Raw genomic sequence first — 17,596 nt, 5'->3', positions numbered from 1 at the left:
GATACAAAAGGATGGAAGCGCAAAACGATAAAAGCAACGAAACAAATGATTTGATTGATAAGGAGCAGGAAATACAGCACCTGAACAATCCGGTAGATATATCTGTAAAGCCAATTGTTAAACAATACCTTGGTGAAGTAAAAAAAGTTAAGAAAGAAGGTAATCGTTTTTATTTCTCTGACGGTGATGCGAGGGTAGAAATACGGGTGGTAAGTGATGAGATGATTAGGGTCCGCCTGGCGCCCCATGGTGTCTTTTTAGATGATTTTTCTTACGCAGTACCCGAAGTAGATCAAAAGGTTTCGGTATTTAAAATGCAGGAACATGATGATCATTATACAATTTCTACCCATTCTGTAACCTGCAAAATAGAAAAAGCCAATTTCCATATTTCTTTCCATGATAATATTACCAATGTGATGATGGTTGATGAAGCCAACTCGATGCATTGGGAAGAAAATGTAGATTTTGGTGGTTATTATATCTATGCAACAAAAAAATGCCATCCGGAGGAAAATTTCTTCGGTTTGGGTGATAAATCGGGTAATTTCAACCTTCGTGGCCGTCGTTTCGAAAACTGGAATACCGATGCTTATTCTTATGGCTGGAACCAGGATCCGCTGTACCGTACCATACCATTCTATATTGGTTTGCATAACCAGGCTGCATACGGTATCTTCTTCGATAATACTTTTAAATCATATTTCGATTTCGGATCTGAAGATGTAAATAAAACCAGTTTCTGGGCCGATGGTGGTGAATTGCAGTATTACTATATTCACGGACCACATATCATGGATGTAGTTAAACGTTATGCTACCTTGACAGGTACGCATCCAATGCCACCAAAATGGACTTTGGGCTATCAGCAATGCCGCTGGAGCTACTATCCTGAAACTAAAGTTAAAGAAATCGCCAGGCAGTTTCGGGAACGTAAAATTCCTTGTGACGCCATTTACCTGGATATCGATTACATGGATGGCTACCGCTGTTTCACCTGGAATAAAAAGTACTTTCCGGATCCGCAGAGAATGATTAAGGAACTTTCTGACGATGGTTTCAAAACCGTGGTGATGATTGATCCGGGGATCAAAGTTGATGATGATTACTGGGTGTTCAAAGAAGGTAAAGAAAAAAGGTTTTTCTGCCGCCGCAGCGATGATTATTATATGGAAGGGCATGTTTGGCCCGGCCGTTGCCAGTTTCCTGATTTTACCAACCCAAAGGTGCGTATCTGGTGGGGCAATTTATACAAAGAACTGGTAGATATGGGCGTTGCAGGTTTCTGGAACGACATGAATGAGCCTGCAGTATTTGGCTCGGGTACCTTCCCGAACGATGTACGCCACAATTACGATGGCTATCGCGGCTCTCACCGCAAAGCACACAATGTTTATGGTATGCAGATGGTTCGTTCTACTTACGAAGGGCTTAAAAAACTCATGCGCAATAAACGCCCCTTTACCATTACAAGGGCTGGCTATTCGGGCATGCAGCGTTACGCAAGTGTGTGGACTGGCGATAATATTGCAACCTGGGAACACCTAAAGATCGGAAACATCCAATGTCAGCGTTTATCGGTGTCGGGTGTGCCTTTCTGCGGAACGGACATCGGTGGATTTAGCGGTGAGCCTGATGGCGAATTGTTTACCCGATGGATTCAGCTGGGTACTTTCTCACCGTTTATGCGTGCGCACTCTGCTGGTGATACTGCCGAGCGGGAGCCCTGGAGCTTTGGTGAGTTTTTTGAAAACATTAACCGCAAATTTATTGAGTTAAGGTACCGTTTAATGCCTTATCTATATTCAGTATTCTGGGAGCACCACCGTTATGGCTTTCCTATTTTAAGGCCATTGGTTATGCTTGAGCAGGAAAACATCAGCAACAGCTTCCGTCAGGATGAGTTTTGCTATGGCGATAAACTTTTGATCTGTCCCGTTTTGGAGCAGGGAGCCATCTCGCGTAAAGTTTACCTGCCTAAAGGCACCTGGTATAATTTCTGGACCAATGAGACTTTAGAAGGCGGTAACGAATATACCGTTGATGCCAAGATAGACAGCATGCCAATGTTTGTGCGTGCAGGTTCTGCTTTACCAGAATATCCGGTAATGCAATATGTAGATGAAAAATCGATTACAGAGGTAATTTTGAATATCTATCATAGTGATTATGAAGTGAATTCATATATGTACGAGGACCATGGAGACACCTTCGCATATGAACAGGATATTTACCTCGAAAAAAAGTTTACCGTAAAAGGCGATACACAAGCCATAAAGATAAATCAACGTATTGAAGGCTTGTATACGCCGAATTATGAGTTTTATGTATGTAATGTTATTGGCGTAAAATTCCAGGTGAGAAAAATTATTATCGATAATAAAGAAGTCACTGATTTTTATACGGATGATAAGCAAGTACTGCATTTCAAATGCAATAAAAATTTCTCTGAGATACAGATTTTAAGTCTGTAAATCTTTTAGCCCCAAATGTTGTTTAGCATTTGGGGCTAAATTTATCTAGCCAAAAAACAGCTATGCCATCAGCAAAAAAAGTTACTGCAAAAAAAGCAGTTTTAGCCAAAACCGATCACACAAAAGCGGTTTGGGTACACAGTTTATTTACCGATTACGATATTGATCTTTTTCTGGTTGGAAAGCATTTCAGGCTTTATGAGAAAATGGGTTCTCACCTCATTTCGGTTAATGGTACCGCAGGGGTTTATTTTTCGGTATGGGCGCCTAATGCTACTGCTGTAAGCGTTGTGGGTAACTTTAACAGTTGGACCAATACCTCACATGGCCTGAACAAAAGGTGGGATAAGTCAGGTATTTGGGAAGGTTTTATTCCAGGTATAGCAAAGGGTGAAGTTTATAAATATTTTGTAAAAGGCTTTGATGAATCTGAACATTTAAAAGGCGATCCTTATGCGCGCAGGTGGGAACATCCGCCGCAAACCGCTTCTATTGTTTGGGACACCGATTATACATGGAAAGACAAGAGCTGGTTAAATAAGAGGGCAAAGCTGAATGCTTTAGACCAACCGATATCGGTATATGAAATACATTTAGGCTCATGGGAGCGCGATCCGGATAATCCGGAACGTGTTTTAACCTGCAGGGAAGTGGCTGGCAGGCTAGTGCCTTATGTAAAGGAGATGGGTTTTACGCATGTAGAACTAATGCCTGTAATGGAGTTTCCGTTTTTCCCAAGCTGGGGCTACCAGATAACCGGGTATTTTGGGGCAAGCTCACGCTACGGCTCTCCACAGGATTTAATGTACCTTATCGATGCATTGCATAAAGCCAATATTGCGGTAATATTGGATTGGGTACCTTCTCATTTTCCTGGTGATAGACATGGTTTATATGAGTTTGATGGCACCCATCTTTACGAACATGCTGACATGCGCAAAGGATTCCATCCGGACTGGAAATCATATATTTTTAATTACGACAGGAATGAGGTAAGATCGTTTCTGATCAGCAATGCCATATTCTGGCTGGATCAGTATCATGCCGACGGATTAAGAGTGGATGCGGTGGCTTCGATGTTGTATTTTACTTTTTCCCGGGAGGAAGGAGAATCCGCAACCAATGAATATGGTGGAAGTGAAAACCTGGGAGCAATACAGTTTTTGCAAGATCTGAACATTGCTGTTTATGGAAATTTTGAAGGCGTGCAAACTATTGCAGAAGAAAGCAGTACTTACCCTGGTGTTACACATCCGGTACATGCTGGTGGATTGGGTTTTGGTATGAAATGGATGATGGGTTGGATGAACGATACTTTAAAGTATTTCAAGGTAGATACATTAAATAGAAAACACCATCATAATCAGTTGAGTTTTAGCATGACTTACGCATTTACCGAAAACTTTATGCTTCCGTTTTCACACGATGAAGTGGTGCATGGTAAGTCGCCGATGCTTTATAAAATGCCTGGTGATGATTGGCAGAAGTTCGCCAACTTAAGGGCACTTTATGGTTATATGTTTACACATCCCGGAGCAAAACTGTTATTTATGGGTAATGAGTTTGCTCAAACCAAAGAGTGGAATTTTACACAATCATTGGATTGGCATTTATTACAGTATGCTCCCCATAAAGGCATGCAGGAAACAGTTAAAGCCTTAAATTTTTTATACCGCAAAGAGCCTGCATTATATCATTTCAACTTTAGTTATGAAGGTTTTCAATGGATTGATGCCGATAATGCAAACGAATCTGTATTTGTGTATATGCGCAAAGGACCGAAAGCTAAAGATACTTTGATTATTGCAATAAATTTAACCCCGGTGGTTCGGGAAAATTATCGGATTGGCGTGCCGTTTAAAACGAAATGGAAAGAGATTTTTAATACTGATAATATTAGCTTTTATGGTGGCGGTATCAACAACAGAGGAGATATTGTTCCCGATCTGAAAGACTATAATGGGCAAAAATATTCAATTGTTGTCGATTTACCACCCTTAGCGGTAGTGATTTTTAAAAGTAAATAAGGTACTACCTGCTTTATCCTTCCAAACCTTGTAATTCGGTTTGGAAGGATAACCAATTACTTTAAATAAGAAAAGCTTCCCATTGCTGGAAAGCTTTCTTAAACTCCGGACTGGAAGCTTCCAGAGTGGGTGCAAAGATACAATAAACACCGTCTCTTGCAATATTATTTTTTAAATACCAAGAAGCAAAGATATTGCTATCATAATCTCCTATATATAGATTAAAATGTCTAATTTTTTCTTATTCTGGTACCCCATTAATCGGTTTGATGCCAGATGATATAAAGCACTCATCAAAGCCACTTCGCCCACAAAATGTGCCTGCTATGATAAATGCAGCGCTAAGTGCTATAAAGTAACCCGATACGGATAATCCTGATATAAGCTGATCAATTGGATGGCATGAAACCAAAGCGTTTGATATGGAGATCAAATTTCTTTTGCAGAAAGCAAATACAGCATTACCTTAAGGTTCCTGTTTTTCGATGATGGTATCAGCTGGTCACGCTCTTACTTTTTGATAAATGATAATGAATAAAGTGAACGGATAATGTAGCGTTTGTCAGTAGTATGTTTGTACTGGCAAACAGACAAAATTATTTTTCACATTATTTCAAACTCACATTGAAAAGGCGCTCTTGTCAATTTTTCTTGGTATTTCTGTTGTTTTTTATGCCTGCGTATTTATATGCACAGTGTGAAAATACGGGGCGCACATACGCAAACTTTCAGGGGGGCTACCTTGATGGATTGAGTGTTTTAGGTGGAAGTTTATACGGTAACATCGCCAATGCTTCAAATGCTGTAAATGGGCAAGTTAAAGATGCATCAACCTTATCAGTTCCAATTGGAGTACTCGCGCTTACAGGTTCTGCCACACAATTTCTGGAATTTACCAATGATGGTACCAATGCTGGTAAACGCACAATTGCTGCAAATACGACAGTAACAGTTAAACTAGCGCTACCCAAAGAACTTCTCGGGCTCCTGAGCAATTTTGAAATTGGAAGTTTTACGGATCTACATCCTGTTTCAGCAAGTAAGCCTTTGGTAGGTTATGGATATGATTCTGGATATGATGCAACAAAGAACCCGATTTATACAGCTGCAAATATTGCCGGGGTGATTGGCGGGGCAGGAGAGATGGAAATTACGGTTACCCCTACACAAGCTTTCAACGGGATATATATTAAGATTGTGGGTGCGGTAGCTTCTACAGCTTTATCAATAAAAATTTTCCATGCGTATATTTTGGAACCCAATACAGGTTCAGTCAATTGTGATGAGGCAATTGATGTATTATCGGGAGTGAAACCAACTTCTCTAGGTGGTATTGCAAATCTAACAGGAAGTGTTACTAACCCTTTCAATGCCATTGATGCTGATCTAAATAGCTTTGCACTGATCGATGTGGGTACTTCCGTACTCAATCAGGTATATCTTACAGCTGTATTCAATAAACCCTCGCAACCAGCAGATTCGGTTAGTATTATACTTGAAAATCCTGGTGGTGGACTGTTGGATCTCAGTCTTTTAACAGGTTTTACCATACAGCCTTATCTGAATGGAGTTAAAGCCGGGTCAGCATTTGCAAACACAAGTACGTTTTTAGACCTTAAATTACTTCCTGGATCAAGCAGTAAATATAGCTTAAAGTTTGCGGTAGCTAATGTTTACGATCGCCTTGAGATTTCGATGGGCGGACTTACTGGCGCTTTCAGCCGTTTAAGGATATATGATATTAAGCGTAAGCTGGTAAAGCCGCGCACATTGGCCGATCCTTCATTTACAGACGAAAAAATGGTTTGTCAGGGGCAAACGGCAACATTTGCTATTCTAAATGCACAAACCTGCACCGAATACAAATGGTACGATGCTGAAACAGGGGGTAATTTGATACATACCGGCCTAACTTTCGCTCCGCCAAATACGCTTACACCAGGCGATTATAACTATTATGTTCAGGCAAACAGAACCTATTGCGTTACCTCCGTTTCTGAACGTTTAAGGGTAAAATTCAAGGTGAATGCGTTGCCTGTGGTCACCGTACTAAGCACGATAATCTGTAGTGGTTCTTCTGCTACACTTTCAGTTACGGCACCTGATGCGGGTTACACTTATAATTGGTATTCTTCGTCCTCTGGCGTTACGCCATTTTATACGGGTACTACATACACTACACCCCTTTTAACTGCAAGTACTATTTATTATGTAGAAGCGGTTAATACAGCAACAGGATGTAAAAATGCCGGTGGCGCTCAAGCTGTAGAAGTCAAAGTAAAACAATATGCCCCTGTCCCCGCAATAAGTGGTGCAACTGTTATGTGCGCAGGAACAAGTACAACATTTACAAATGTTTATCCAAATGGAGTTTGGAGTACAACTGATGCTGGAACGGCAACGATAGATGCCACCGGTAAGGTTACTGCAATAGCTGCTGGTAATGCCGTAATAAGTTATACCGTTGCTGAAGATGCGACTTATTGTGCCAAAAAAGTAGATTTCCCATTAGCTGTAAATCCCCGGCCCAATTTAACATTGGGTTCGGAAATAAGTATTTGTGAAGGATTAACCGCAACCAAAATTACTTACTTCAATGCCATTTCTAACCCCATAAATTATAGTGTTTCTTGGGCCGGTAATTTATTGCCTGCCGTCTTAAATCAGGCTTTACCGGCAAATGAAATTACCATTAACATACCACCAACTACTCCTGTTGCAGTGTACCAGGGAGTTTTAACCATTAAAAATGAAAATGGCTGTGAGCGCGCTATCCCTTTTAGTTTGAGGGTTAAGCTGGTGCCACATAAACCAACAGTATCCATTAACTAAAAAGAAAATAAATTATTCACTCAAACCATTTAAAATTATGACAAAAAGAACTAAAAAACGTAACCTGAAAATCTTTGTATTTTTAATTTGCTTATTGCCGGTAAGTGCTCTTGCACAAAGCCCAAGTGTATATCTGTGCGGAACGAATACCGTGAAATTGAATCCTGCTTTCCCTGGGTATACACCAGCTAACGGCGATAGAATTGTATGGACGGTTGACGGAACTGCGGAAGCTCCGGTAGTCTATAACGGTTCAAATGCTTTCTATCAGATTGCTGCCGGCCTGGCTGTCGGAAGCCATACGTATTCGGTTCAGGTTATACCGGCTGATGGAAATCTTTGTCCCAGCGATGCCTCTGATAATACCGTTGTGGAAAAATTGCCTGCACCTGTTATCGCTGTAGCAGCGCCTGGAAGTACTTATTGTACCGACCAAACAGCGACTACTGTAATTACAGCAAGCAAGGATGCTTCAATAACACTACCGGCCGGGGTAACCATGACCTATACCTGGTCAGCAACGCTAGGCGGTACCGCGGTAACCGATATTAGCACTTTGGGTACAGCATCTGGTTCAGGAGATACTTTTACGCTTAAAGCTGGCGTGGCTCCGGGTGATTATGTTTTCGCTGCTGTTGGAAGTTATGCTACTGGTACTGTTCCGATTGTAGATGCAGCAACTTGTACGGCAACTGCAAGTAAAGCCATAACCGTTACTGCTAAACCAGGTAAAGCAACAATTTCTGTAGCACCATAGGTATTACTGTTGAGTTGTTTTCATTATCGTGATGTTTAACAGAATTGGAATAATTGCGTTCAGTGTGCCGCTGCTTTATGCAACGGCATGCTTTGCGCAATCGCCTGATCTAAACAGATTGAACCTTAAACCAGGTGCTACTGTTAAACTCAGGGCCAATGGTACAGGTGCTGCATCTTATCAATGGTTTAGAAATGGAGAAGCTATTCTAGGTGCTACTTTGCAAGATTATGTGGTCAATGCAGCCGGAAAATACACCGTTATCACCTTTAGTTCAGGTGGATGTAGTTCAGACCGATCTGAAGAGATGGAAGTGGTTATGGAACCAAGGGTTTTAGCCGATGTTTCCATTATTAAAAGATCTGAAAGCAGGCAGGTAATGAATACGGAAGTATTTAAATACAATCTATCGGTTCGCAATAACGGACTGGGCATGGCGACTAACCTGCAGGTTAAAGACGAGCTTCCGGAAAATCTAATCTTTGTTAGTGTTGATCCTGCTATTATTGGTGCCGTTAATTATAATCAGCAAACCAAAACGTTATTCTGGACTATACCATCTCTTGCTAATGGCAGTTTTGTTGAGCTGATCATTAATGTAAGGTCAGTTAAACCTGGTAAAGTGATTAATCGTGCTTCGGTTACCATTAATGAAACCGATCCTGATCTATCAAACAACGTATCTATAGATAATAAGGACGTTATCGGACTTAAAATCCCAAATGTATTTACACCAAATGGTGATGGAAAGAATGAAACCTTTTTTATTGAGGGTTTGGACCTTTATAACGAAAATCAGCTTACCATTATTAACCGCTGGGGAAGCACAGTTTATGAAAAGAAGGGATATCTAAACGATTGGACTGCAGATGGTTTGACAGATGGGACTTATTTTTATGTGATTAGGGTGAAAACTGCAAATACGCAATGGCAGGAATTTAAAGGTTACGTAACCGTAATGAGATAAATGAAAGTTAAAAGGTGAGGATATGAAAAAGATATTTTTAACAATATTGTTTAATTTGCTTTGTCTCTGTCTGTTCGCGCAGCAGAATGCCCAGTTTGGACAATACATGTTCAATGGTCTTTACATCAATCCGGCTTATGCCGGCTATAAAGAAGAACTTTATATGCAGGCCTTTGTCCGGGCGCAATGGGCAGGTATTCAGGGTGCACCACAAACGCTTTCTTTATCTGTAGATGCTGCGGTTAAAGAAGAAAGTTTAGGGTTGGGTTTATTGGTGTCCAAAGATAAAATCGGCGCGCAGAATTCCCTGAATTTATCAGGTAATTTTGCATACCGGATTAAACTGGACCGTATTGCAACCAATATCCTGGCATTTGGTGTTGGCATTGGCGTAGTACAAATGGGATTGAACGGTAGTTTATTGAATCCTACAGAAACCGGCGATAACCGGATTCCAACCGGATATGAAAGCAGAACTGTACCAGATATCAGGGCAGGGGTGCATTATTCGAACCAGAAATTATTTGTGGGCTTCTCTGCCAATAACCTGCTTACGCAGTATCTTCCAGTTTTTAGGAATAATAATCTCCTTAGTATTGCCGCGAAGCCACATTTTTACTTAACGGCCGGCATGGTATTTCCCATGGATAACGACTTTACGTTCAAACCCACTTTTTTAATTAAAGACGATTTAAACGGGCCAACCTCATTGGATCTGAATGCTTTTTTATTGATCAGGGAAAAGTTTTGGTTAGGTGCTGCGTATCGAACCTCTGTAAAACTTTATCCTAAACCGGCATTGTCAAATGACTTGCGTGCAAGAAGTGCCGTTGGACTGATTACCGAATTCTTTGTCCGCAACAACCTCAGGATTGGTTACGGTTACGATTATAGTTTAAATAAGCTGGGTAACTATGATTATGGCTCTCACGAGATATCTATTGGTTATTACTTGCAAACAGCAAAAAGCAGAAAGCCAAAGTGTTATTTTTGATGCCCTGGTTTTTACAATATCAGTGTCTATAGTCGTTTACATCGCTGAGCATATAGGATAAGCCGCCTGTTTATTCTGAAGAAATATCAGGGAGTCAATCTTCATGACTTTATTTTCGGAAGCCATACGCTTCTTACTCCATTCGGTTGTTTGATTTTGTTCCCTTGCATAAACAAACAGAATGTCGATGTGTTATTATTCCATATCAAATTACTCATGCAACCGTTATATAAAAGAAATACCCATCAAGAAGTAAATGTTGGCGGTAACGCTGATTTATCGGATGATCAATTCTTTTTTACGACACTACAGCCCTATGACGGTGCTGCATTCAAAGCGCTCTATCAGAAATATTCTGCCGCTATTTATGGGAATATTATCAGGCATGTAGATAATGAAGAAAAAGCTAAACTAATTTTACAGCAAACATTTTGTGAAGTTTGGGAAGCTTTTCCGCAATTTGATCAAACTAAATTCAGAATTTTTACCTGGATAAATCAATTTGCCCTTCAAGCTATCAAGAAGTTTACGCTTTAAAAAGCGGTTTATAATCTGTAACATTTTTATATTCCATTCGAAATTGCTATAATTAAGGGTCTAAAGTCTAACCCAATTTGTATGCTCGAATCTCAAAAGGTGTTTTTGGTAAACGCTGTGTTAAACTATTTCAGCCAGTTGTCTCCGATATCATCAGAATTTATCCAGGAAATAGAAAAAAATGTGGAGCCGCTTCTTATTAAGAAGAATAAACACATTCTATCGCCTATTGATAATAATAATTGCGTTTTTTTTGTGGTATCAGGCTTAGTGAGAGGGTTTATTAGAGAAGGCAATAAAGAAATTACCACCTGGATTAGCGCAGGCAATGAATTTGTTGGTGCTATTCAGCATCCGGGTGCTCCTCCCAAACCTTCTATTGAATATATACAGGCCTTGGCTAAATCAGAATTAGTTGCAATTCCATACCTATTAATTGATGAGCTTTATTCAAATTATCCTGAAACAAACATCATATGGCGAAAAATACTCCAATTCCAGTACCATGCAGCTTCAGAACGATCAATGCTGGCACGTATCCCGTCTGCCGAAAGGCGTTACGAGAAATTTATGGAGCTAAATTCTGTTGATGCATCCAGGGTTCCTTTGCGCTGTATGGCTACTTACTTAGGTATGCGCCTCGAAACGTTGAGCAGAATACGGAGTAAAATGGTTAGGCAGGTAGTATAATAGATCTAGTTGCAGAAAAATACAACGCAGATGGAATTAGCATTAATTTTTAAAAATAATTGATCAAAAATACATTTCTTCATCAAATCTTAATCTTTCTACCGTAATATTGTAGGCATAAGGGGTGAGAGCCTTATACAACTTCATAAGTTGAGAGCGTTAATTTAGATAAGGATGTAGCCAACTGGTTACATCCTTTTTTCTTGGCTAGGGTATTTGGGGCGTATACGTTATTTCAATCACTTGTTTCCGGTAATAACATGTGTTATTTATATTGTCAGGTCCCTTAAGTTAAAGGCTTTTTCGGCGGGAAACCGAATCCGTTGATGTAGTGGCCAATTGATCAGTATTGATGGCTACTTCCATATCCTGCGAAGCGAATCTGGATCGAACTCACTGAATAAAGGGTGAAATAAAATGGAAAGGAATTTTATGCTAATCCGTAATGGGTAAGCTTTCTTGTTTTGGCAGGGAAATAAAAAAGGAACTACCTAAATTTTTACCGGCGCTGCTTGCCCATACTTTACCGCCATGCAGTTGCACCAGTGTTTTAACGATATATAACCCAATGCCGTTAGAGCGTTCTTTTGCAGTCGGTACCGATGAGAGCTTGGCAAATTTCGTAAACAACTTGGAAATGTCTTCTCTGGTCAGGCCTAAGCCGTTGTCTTTAAATTCGAATATAATACTATTGGCTTCCTCGCTGCAGATAATCTCTATGGTTGCTCCTTCATGCGAATATTTAATTGCATTACTTAATAGGTTATTTAAAACGTCATTTATACGTTCCTGATCTACCTGGATATAGCCATCAGTTTGGCAGCTGATTTTAAGCGTTTGCTGTTTTTCTTTCAATGTAGAATCAAAAGTTGCAGCCGCTGCATTGATCAGGTTGATTACTTCGACTGTTTCGAATCTGAGATCTATGGCAGCATTCTCATTTTTAGCTTCATTCAGCAGATTGTTCATCGTTTGCTCGATGTTCCGGCCGGTTTGCTCAATTTTTTTACCTAGTGATACAAGTTTTTCCTGAGAGAGCAAGCCTTTATCTAAAAGTTGTCCGTAAGCAATCAGCGATGTGGCCGGGTTTTTCATGTCGTGTGCCAGTCTGTGCAAACGGTCATCGTAAGCGCGTACCGAAATGCGGTTAATGAGTCGCGATTCCAATTTTTCCAGGGTGATCCTGGCCAGCCATTTCAGTACCAACAGTTGGTCTTGTTCAATGTCATGCCTTGGCTTTTCGTCTATTACGCTTACGGTTCCAATTATAAAGCCTTCCATCGTAATTATTGGTGCGGCAGCATAAAATCTGATTCCATTGTCCATTTTAACGTAAGCGTTATTGCTGATTTCAGGATAGGAATGGGTGTCCTCAATTAGGGTAATCTCCGCCGTTTGTGACGCCACTACGCATAAGCTATCTTCTTTTTCAATAACTGAGACCGGTATGGGGCTGGTATTTGCCTTAAAATATATTTTTGCTTCATCAATAAATGAAATAAATGATCCCGATGCTTTAAAAGTAGTCTTCGCTATTTCTGCAATCAGATCAAAGAGAAGTTCCGGAGGCGAATCAATAATATCATACCGCCTAAGTTTGTTTAGACGCTGTAATTCATATTCTGTTATGTTATCTGAGGGTTTGCTAAACTTACTCATGAATGGAGGTTGTTTTAAAATTGCCAGATGGTCAAGGTTTCTAACAAATATAAACCAAAGAAGTTTTATTCTGTAATTTAGCTTAGCCAGATCAGGAATGTTTTAAATGGTTAATCGTAATCGTAAATATTTAGGTTGAGGTAAAAGGAGAGGAAGCATTTTATTTATTTTGAAGCAATTGTAATGTTGAGTCGTTCCTTAATGATTTGGCTTGATGAGGTGTGATTAAACGGGGGCATAAATCAAAACTCCGTATAAAAGAAAAGAGATACTCCATCCAGACGTATCTCTTTTTTCTAACCAAATATAAACCTGTTATGAGCCAGGCTTTGTCTTTAACTTTCTTTCTAAATCTGAGTTTATCCGGAAAGTGATTTATCTATTTCTATTAATAACAAACATCGTTCCGTTTATTATGATACAAATATAGTAAAAAAAATGATAGTGTAAAAAATACACTAAGAAAATTTTAAGTATTTTTTTTGTCATTTTTTATTTCCTGTTCTTTTTTCAGAAGATTTCCGGAATTAAAATCATGATACAACAAAGATAACGTAAAAATGTGTTAATAAATTGTTAAATAAGTTCAAATTGGCTGTTTTGTTTTTGAATTTTATGTCTTTTTTGCTTTAAAACAAATTTTAAGCATGTTATTAAAGTGTATTTTTGCTTTTTTAGGTTAATTAGTGAAATAATAAGCTGCGTTTTTTTGCTAATTAAATTTTTTTGTATGTTTTCAGGGTGCACTTTTACTGGTGAAACTTATTTTCAAAATAAAAAGGCAACATTATTTAATTAATGTTGCCTTTTATGATGTTGAAATTGCTTAAAGCAATTTTTTTGTTATAAACTAGCGTAGTATTCTACAAATTTAGCTAGTGCAGAAGAGTAACCCCATTCGTTATCGTACCAAGATACCACTTTAACGAAGTTATCATTTAATGAAATACCAGCTTTAGCATCAAAAATCGAAGCGTGGTCATCGCCAATAAAGTCAGAAGAAACAACTTCGTCTTCAGTATAAGCCAATACACCTTTTAATTCACCTTCAGAAGCTGCTTTCATAGCGGCTTTAATTTGCTCGTAAGTCGCTGGTTTTTCTAAACGCGCAGTTAAATCTACTACTGAAACATCAGCAACAGGAACGCGGAAAGACATACCTGTTAATTTACCTTTTAACTCAGGTAATACCATGCCTACTGCTTTAGCAGCACCGGTAGAAGAAGGGATGATGTTAGAAAAACCACCACGTCCACCTCTCCAGTCTTTAGCAGAAGGACCATCAACTGTTTTTTGAGTTGCTGTTACCGCATGGATCGTACTCATTAAACCTTCAACAATACCAAAGTTATCGTTTAAAACTTTAGCAATTGGTGCTAAACAGTTTGTAGTACAAGATGCGTTAGAAACAATCGTTTGATCTGCAGTTAATTTATCGTGGTTAACACCCATTACATAAGTAGGGATGTCGCTATCTTTAGCTGGAGCTGAGAAAACTACTTTTTTAGCACCTGCAGCAATGTGTTTTTCAGCGTCAACGCGGGTTAAGAATAAACCTGTTGATTCGATTACAACTTCAACACCTACAGCATCCCATTTTAAATCAGCAGGATTTCTTTCTGCAGTTACGCGGATGGTTTTACCGTTAACAACTAAGTTGCCGTCAACAACATCAATAGTACCATCAAATTTGCCGTGTGTAGTATCATATTTTAACATGTATGCCATATAATCAGGCTCGATCAAATCGTTAATCGCTACAATATCCAATCCTCTTTTTAATGCGGCTCTGAAAACCAGTCTGCCAATACGGCCAAAGCCGTTTATTCCAATTTTGCTCATTGTTTGTTAATTAATGTAATGTTTTAATAAATTTTGTATTGGTTCTTTAATGATGCTTTTAATGTTTAGGTCATACTTGCTGGCCGCCAACCTTAACCGGTCTTCGAGTTCGGCAGCTACCTTGCCTACAATATGCAGTTCACTATCTTTATGTTTCAGCCATGTAGGTAAAATATATATATCGAAATATTTTTCAAACCCCTCATCAATCAATTTACAGATATACTCATGTTTACTGTTATGGGTAATAAAATCGAAAAACGAAGTCAGAAATATATTGGCCTGCGGCTTATTATAAATACGTTCTAATATCTGAGGACGATCCAGATTGTAGGTCAGTGTAAATTTTGCTTCAATATCCTTTGGCATTTTCTTGCTTAAAAATTCTTTCAGGAGTATTTTTCCGAAATAATTTGATGAGCCTTCATCTCCCAGGATATAGCCTAAGCCAAAATTGTTGTTCAGTGGTTTTTTTCCATCGAAATAGGCGCAATGTGCACCGCTGCCCAGCATGCCAACAATACCCGGCTGATTATAACAGGCGGCTTTAGCTGCACCGAATAAATCATTTTCGACTACAATTTTACTGTATCTGAAAAATGACGCCAGGGTTTTGGCCAGTACTTCTTTTCTATCTGATGATGATGCCCCGGCTGCAAAAAAATAGATCTTTTTGATATTTTCTGCATGGTTAACGAGGACGACCTTTTTATTTAGTATCTGTAAAATTGTTTTCGGATCAACAAAGCAGGGGTTTAAACCTGTAGTATTGCAATGGGCTACTACCTGTCCATTTCGGGTTATTTTCCAAAATGCTGTTTTCGATCCGCTATAAACAACTGCTACCATATTATATTGAAAGTACCTCTGTCATTTCCATTAAATCGGGTTCGAGTTTAAAAGAATGAGCCGTTAACGCCTCTCTTATGCTGGTTAATTTTATCTCGTTTCCTTTTAAACCTACCATTTGCTCCGTTTCGCCTGCAATTAACGCATTTACTGCCGCAAAACCTAAACGACTGCCCAAAATTCTGTCGAAACTGCTAGGGCTTCCGCCTCTTTGAAGGTGACCAAGAATGGTTACTTTGGTGTCGTAATGATCAAAGGTTTCTTTTACTTTTTTGGCAATATCGTAAGCGCCGCCCTGTTTATGGCCTTCAGCTACGATGACAATGCTCGATGATTTTTTTGTTGCCGCACCTACAGCCAGTTTATCAATTAATTCATGAACACTGGTTTCTCTTTCCGGCAATAATACCGCTTCGGCACCACTTGCAATCGAACTTCTTAGGGCAATACAGCCAGAATCACGGCCCATTACCTCTATAAAAAATAAACGGTCGTGTGCATCGGCAGTATCCCTGATTTTATCAATGGCTTCAATTACGGTATTAATAGCAGTATCATAACCCAACGTAAAGTCAGATCCTACTAAATCGTTATCAATTGTTCCCGGTATACCAATTACCTTAACCCCAAAAGTTTCTGAAAAACGTTTAGCTCCGGTAAATGTCCCGTCTCCACCAATAACCACCAGGCCATCAATGTCATTTTTCTTTAAATTGTTGTAGGCAATTTGCTGGCCTTCGTCTGTTTTAAATTCTAAACAGCGCGCAGTTTTTAAAATCGTACCACCCAGGTGTAAAATATTACTTACAGAACGGGCATCCATTGGTTTTATGTTGTCGGTTATTAAACCCTGGTAACCTTGCATTACCCCAAACATGTTAATGCCGTGGTAAATTCCGGTACGAACAACAGCTCTGATTGCTGCATTCATCCCAGGGGCATCGCCTCCAGAAGTTAGTACAGCTATATTTTTTATATTTGGCTTCATCTTTATAATACGAATATAGTGTGTATTTTTTACACTAAGTAATTTATTTTATTTTTTTTACTTAATATTGAAAGTTATACCTTTATCTGCTTAAAATAACTAATTTTTACTTTGGAACAAATTTTACCTCATTTAGATTCCGTATTCTCGATAGATTGCGTTTTGTTCGGATTTGATGGTAAGGAATTAAAAATCCTGCTAATCGAAAGGAATGAAGAACCGTTTAAAGATTGGTGGGCATTGCCCGGTAATATTGTTGGTCCTGATGAAAGTTTAGATCAATCAGCCTCCAGGATTTTGTATGAACTTACCGGTTTGCGTGGTATTTATATGGAGCAGTATTATGCTTTTGGTGATCCGAACAGGCACCCGCAAGGGCGGGTAATCACTTTGGCCTACTATGCCTTGATCCGTTTGGGCGGAGACAAGGAATTACGCCCGATCAGCACTTATGCCAAGCGGGCCAATTGGCTGCCGATTACCGATCTGCCTAAATTGGCTTTTGATCACCAGAAAATTTACGATAAAGGATTAGAAAAAATAAAACGGCGGATCAAACACCAACCTATTGCGTTTGAACTCTTGCCAGAGAAATTCACCTTAACACAATTGCAGCACGTTTACGAACTGGTGCTGGGTAAAAAACTTGATAAAAGGAATTTTAGAAAGAAAATTGTAAGCTTTGGTGTGCTCAAAGAACTTGATGAAAAACAAAAAGGAGTTTCCTATCGCGCAGCTACCCTATATCGTTTTGATAAGCGGAAATATGCAAAACTTTTTGGCAAGGAGATTTCGTTCTAGCGGGTTAAGATTTGAGGGGTTAGATTTGAGAGTTTAGATTTGAGATTTGAGATTTGAGATGTGAGGTGGAAGGGTGTCAAAAGATAAAAACGAAAGCAGCATCGTCTGTTATAAACAAAAAAATCCCGGTTTGAAATTCAAACCGGGATTTTTTTGCTTGTATAATATGTTTTATACGA

The 17,596-nt window shown here is 39.2% G+C and carries 13 protein-coding genes; 9 read left to right on the top strand and 4 right to left on the bottom strand.

The features are described from left to right. The first annotated feature begins 11 nt into the window (after nt 1-11). The 8 genes from DV942_RS07070 to DV942_RS07035 all read left to right on the top strand — a co-directional run bounded on the left by DV942_RS07070 (nt 12) and on the right by DV942_RS07035 (nt 11,278). Nucleotides 12-2,474 (top strand): glycoside hydrolase family 31 protein, encoded by a 2,463-nt coding sequence (locus DV942_RS07070; RefSeq protein WP_145856360.1) that lies wholly within the window; start codon nt 12-14, stop codon nt 2,472-2,474. A gap of 62 nt (nt 2,475-2,536) precedes the next feature. Continuing rightward, nucleotides 2,537-4,501, top strand: coding sequence for a 1,4-alpha-glucan branching protein GlgB (gene glgB, locus DV942_RS07065; protein ID WP_145856358.1), 1,965 nt, complete (start codon nt 2,537-2,539; stop codon nt 4,499-4,501). A gap of 672 nt (nt 4,502-5,173) precedes the next feature. Continuing rightward, entirely contained in the window at nt 5,174-7,333 is a 2,160-nt protein-coding gene (locus DV942_RS07060; RefSeq protein ID WP_145856356.1) for an Ig-like domain-containing protein, read from the top strand. Nucleotides 7,334-7,370: 37 nt separating this feature from the next. Then, nucleotides 7,371-8,090 carry a hypothetical protein gene (locus DV942_RS07055; protein ID WP_145856354.1) on the top strand — a complete coding sequence of 240 codons (720 nt, stop codon included), beginning with the start codon at nt 7,371-7,373 and terminating at the stop codon, nt 8,088-8,090. A 31-nt stretch (nt 8,091-8,121) separates the two neighbouring features. After that, entirely contained in the window at nt 8,122-9,057 is a 936-nt protein-coding gene (locus DV942_RS07050) for a T9SS type B sorting domain-containing protein (protein ID WP_145856352.1), read from the top strand. Between the two features lie 22 nt (nt 9,058-9,079). Beyond that, a complete protein-coding gene (locus tag DV942_RS07045) occupies nt 9,080-10,051 on the top strand; it encodes a PorP/SprF family type IX secretion system membrane protein (RefSeq protein ID WP_145856350.1) in 972 nt (323 codons plus the stop codon). A 189-nt stretch (nt 10,052-10,240) separates the two neighbouring features. Next, nucleotides 10,241-10,588, top strand: a complete 348-nt coding sequence (locus DV942_RS07040) for a hypothetical protein (RefSeq protein ID WP_145856348.1) — start codon at nt 10,241-10,243, stop codon at nt 10,586-10,588. Nucleotides 10,589-10,669: 81 nt separating this feature from the next. Continuing rightward, nucleotides 10,670-11,278: a Crp/Fnr family transcriptional regulator gene (locus DV942_RS07035; protein ID WP_090982548.1), complete on the top strand. Its 609-nt coding sequence runs from the start codon at nt 10,670-10,672 to the stop codon at nt 11,276-11,278. Between the two features lie 435 nt (nt 11,279-11,713). Here DV942_RS07035 and DV942_RS07030 read toward each other — a convergent pair whose 3' ends face one another. The 4 genes from DV942_RS07030 to pfkA form a co-directional block, all read right to left on the bottom strand. Next, complete coding sequence (locus DV942_RS07030; protein WP_145856346.1) at nt 11,714-12,937, bottom strand: GAF domain-containing sensor histidine kinase; 1,224 nt, start codon at nt 12,935-12,937, stop codon at nt 11,714-11,716. A gap of 843 nt (nt 12,938-13,780) precedes the next feature. Continuing rightward, the gene (gene gap / locus DV942_RS07025) at nt 13,781-14,779 is read right to left on the bottom strand and encodes a type I glyceraldehyde-3-phosphate dehydrogenase (protein ID WP_090982552.1); all 999 of its coding nucleotides are present in this window, start codon (nt 14,777-14,779) and stop codon (nt 13,781-13,783) included. A gap of 6 nt (nt 14,780-14,785) precedes the next feature. After that, nucleotides 14,786-15,628 (bottom strand): hypothetical protein, encoded by an 843-nt coding sequence (locus DV942_RS07020; protein ID WP_145856344.1) that lies wholly within the window; start codon nt 15,626-15,628, stop codon nt 14,786-14,788. A 1-nt stretch (nt 15,629) separates the two neighbouring features. Beyond that, nucleotides 15,630-16,616 carry a 6-phosphofructokinase gene (pfkA, locus tag DV942_RS07015; protein WP_090982556.1) on the bottom strand — a complete coding sequence of 329 codons (987 nt, stop codon included), beginning with the start codon at nt 16,614-16,616 and terminating at the stop codon, nt 15,630-15,632. A gap of 111 nt (nt 16,617-16,727) precedes the next feature. Here pfkA and DV942_RS07010 point away from each other — a divergent pair, with 111 nt between their 5' ends. Next, on the top strand, nt 16,728-17,417 hold the full coding sequence (locus tag DV942_RS07010; RefSeq protein WP_090982558.1) for an NUDIX hydrolase: 690 nt from the start codon (nt 16,728-16,730) through the stop codon (nt 17,415-17,417). The last annotated feature ends 179 nt before the right edge of the window (nt 17,418-17,596 follow it).

Source organism: Pedobacter suwonensis (assembly GCF_007833675.1).
GTDB classification, from domain to species: domain Bacteria; phylum Bacteroidota; class Bacteroidia; order Sphingobacteriales; family Sphingobacteriaceae; genus Pedobacter; species Pedobacter suwonensis.
This window is presented reverse-complemented; position numbering and strand designations above follow the sequence as displayed.

Coding starts and splice junctions, on each gene's coding strand:
- glgB (WP_145856358.1), top strand. CDS start 2,537: ATGCCATCAGCAAAAAAAGTTACTGCAAAAAAAGCAGTTTTAGCCAAA.
- gap (WP_090982552.1), bottom strand. CDS start 14,779: ATGAGCAAAATTGGAATAAACGGCTTTGGCCGTATTGGCAGACTGGTT.
- DV942_RS07055 (WP_145856354.1), top strand. CDS start 7,371: ATGACAAAAAGAACTAAAAAACGTAACCTGAAAATCTTTGTATTTTTA.
- DV942_RS07030 (WP_145856346.1), bottom strand. CDS start 12,937: ATGAGTAAGTTTAGCAAACCCTCAGATAACATAACAGAATATGAATTA.
- DV942_RS07070 (WP_145856360.1), top strand. CDS start 12: ATGGAAGCGCAAAACGATAAAAGCAACGAAACAAATGATTTGATTGAT.
- DV942_RS07020 (WP_145856344.1), bottom strand. CDS start 15,628: ATGGTAGCAGTTGTTTATAGCGGATCGAAAACAGCATTTTGGAAAATA.
- DV942_RS07035 (WP_090982548.1), top strand. CDS start 10,670: ATGCTCGAATCTCAAAAGGTGTTTTTGGTAAACGCTGTGTTAAACTAT.
- DV942_RS07045 (WP_145856350.1), top strand. CDS start 9,080: ATGAAAAAGATATTTTTAACAATATTGTTTAATTTGCTTTGTCTCTGT.
- DV942_RS07050 (WP_145856352.1), top strand. CDS start 8,122: ATGTTTAACAGAATTGGAATAATTGCGTTCAGTGTGCCGCTGCTTTAT.
- DV942_RS07060 (WP_145856356.1), top strand. CDS start 5,174: ATGCCTGCGTATTTATATGCACAGTGTGAAAATACGGGGCGCACATAC.
- pfkA (WP_090982556.1), bottom strand. CDS start 16,616: ATGAAGCCAAATATAAAAAATATAGCTGTACTAACTTCTGGAGGCGAT.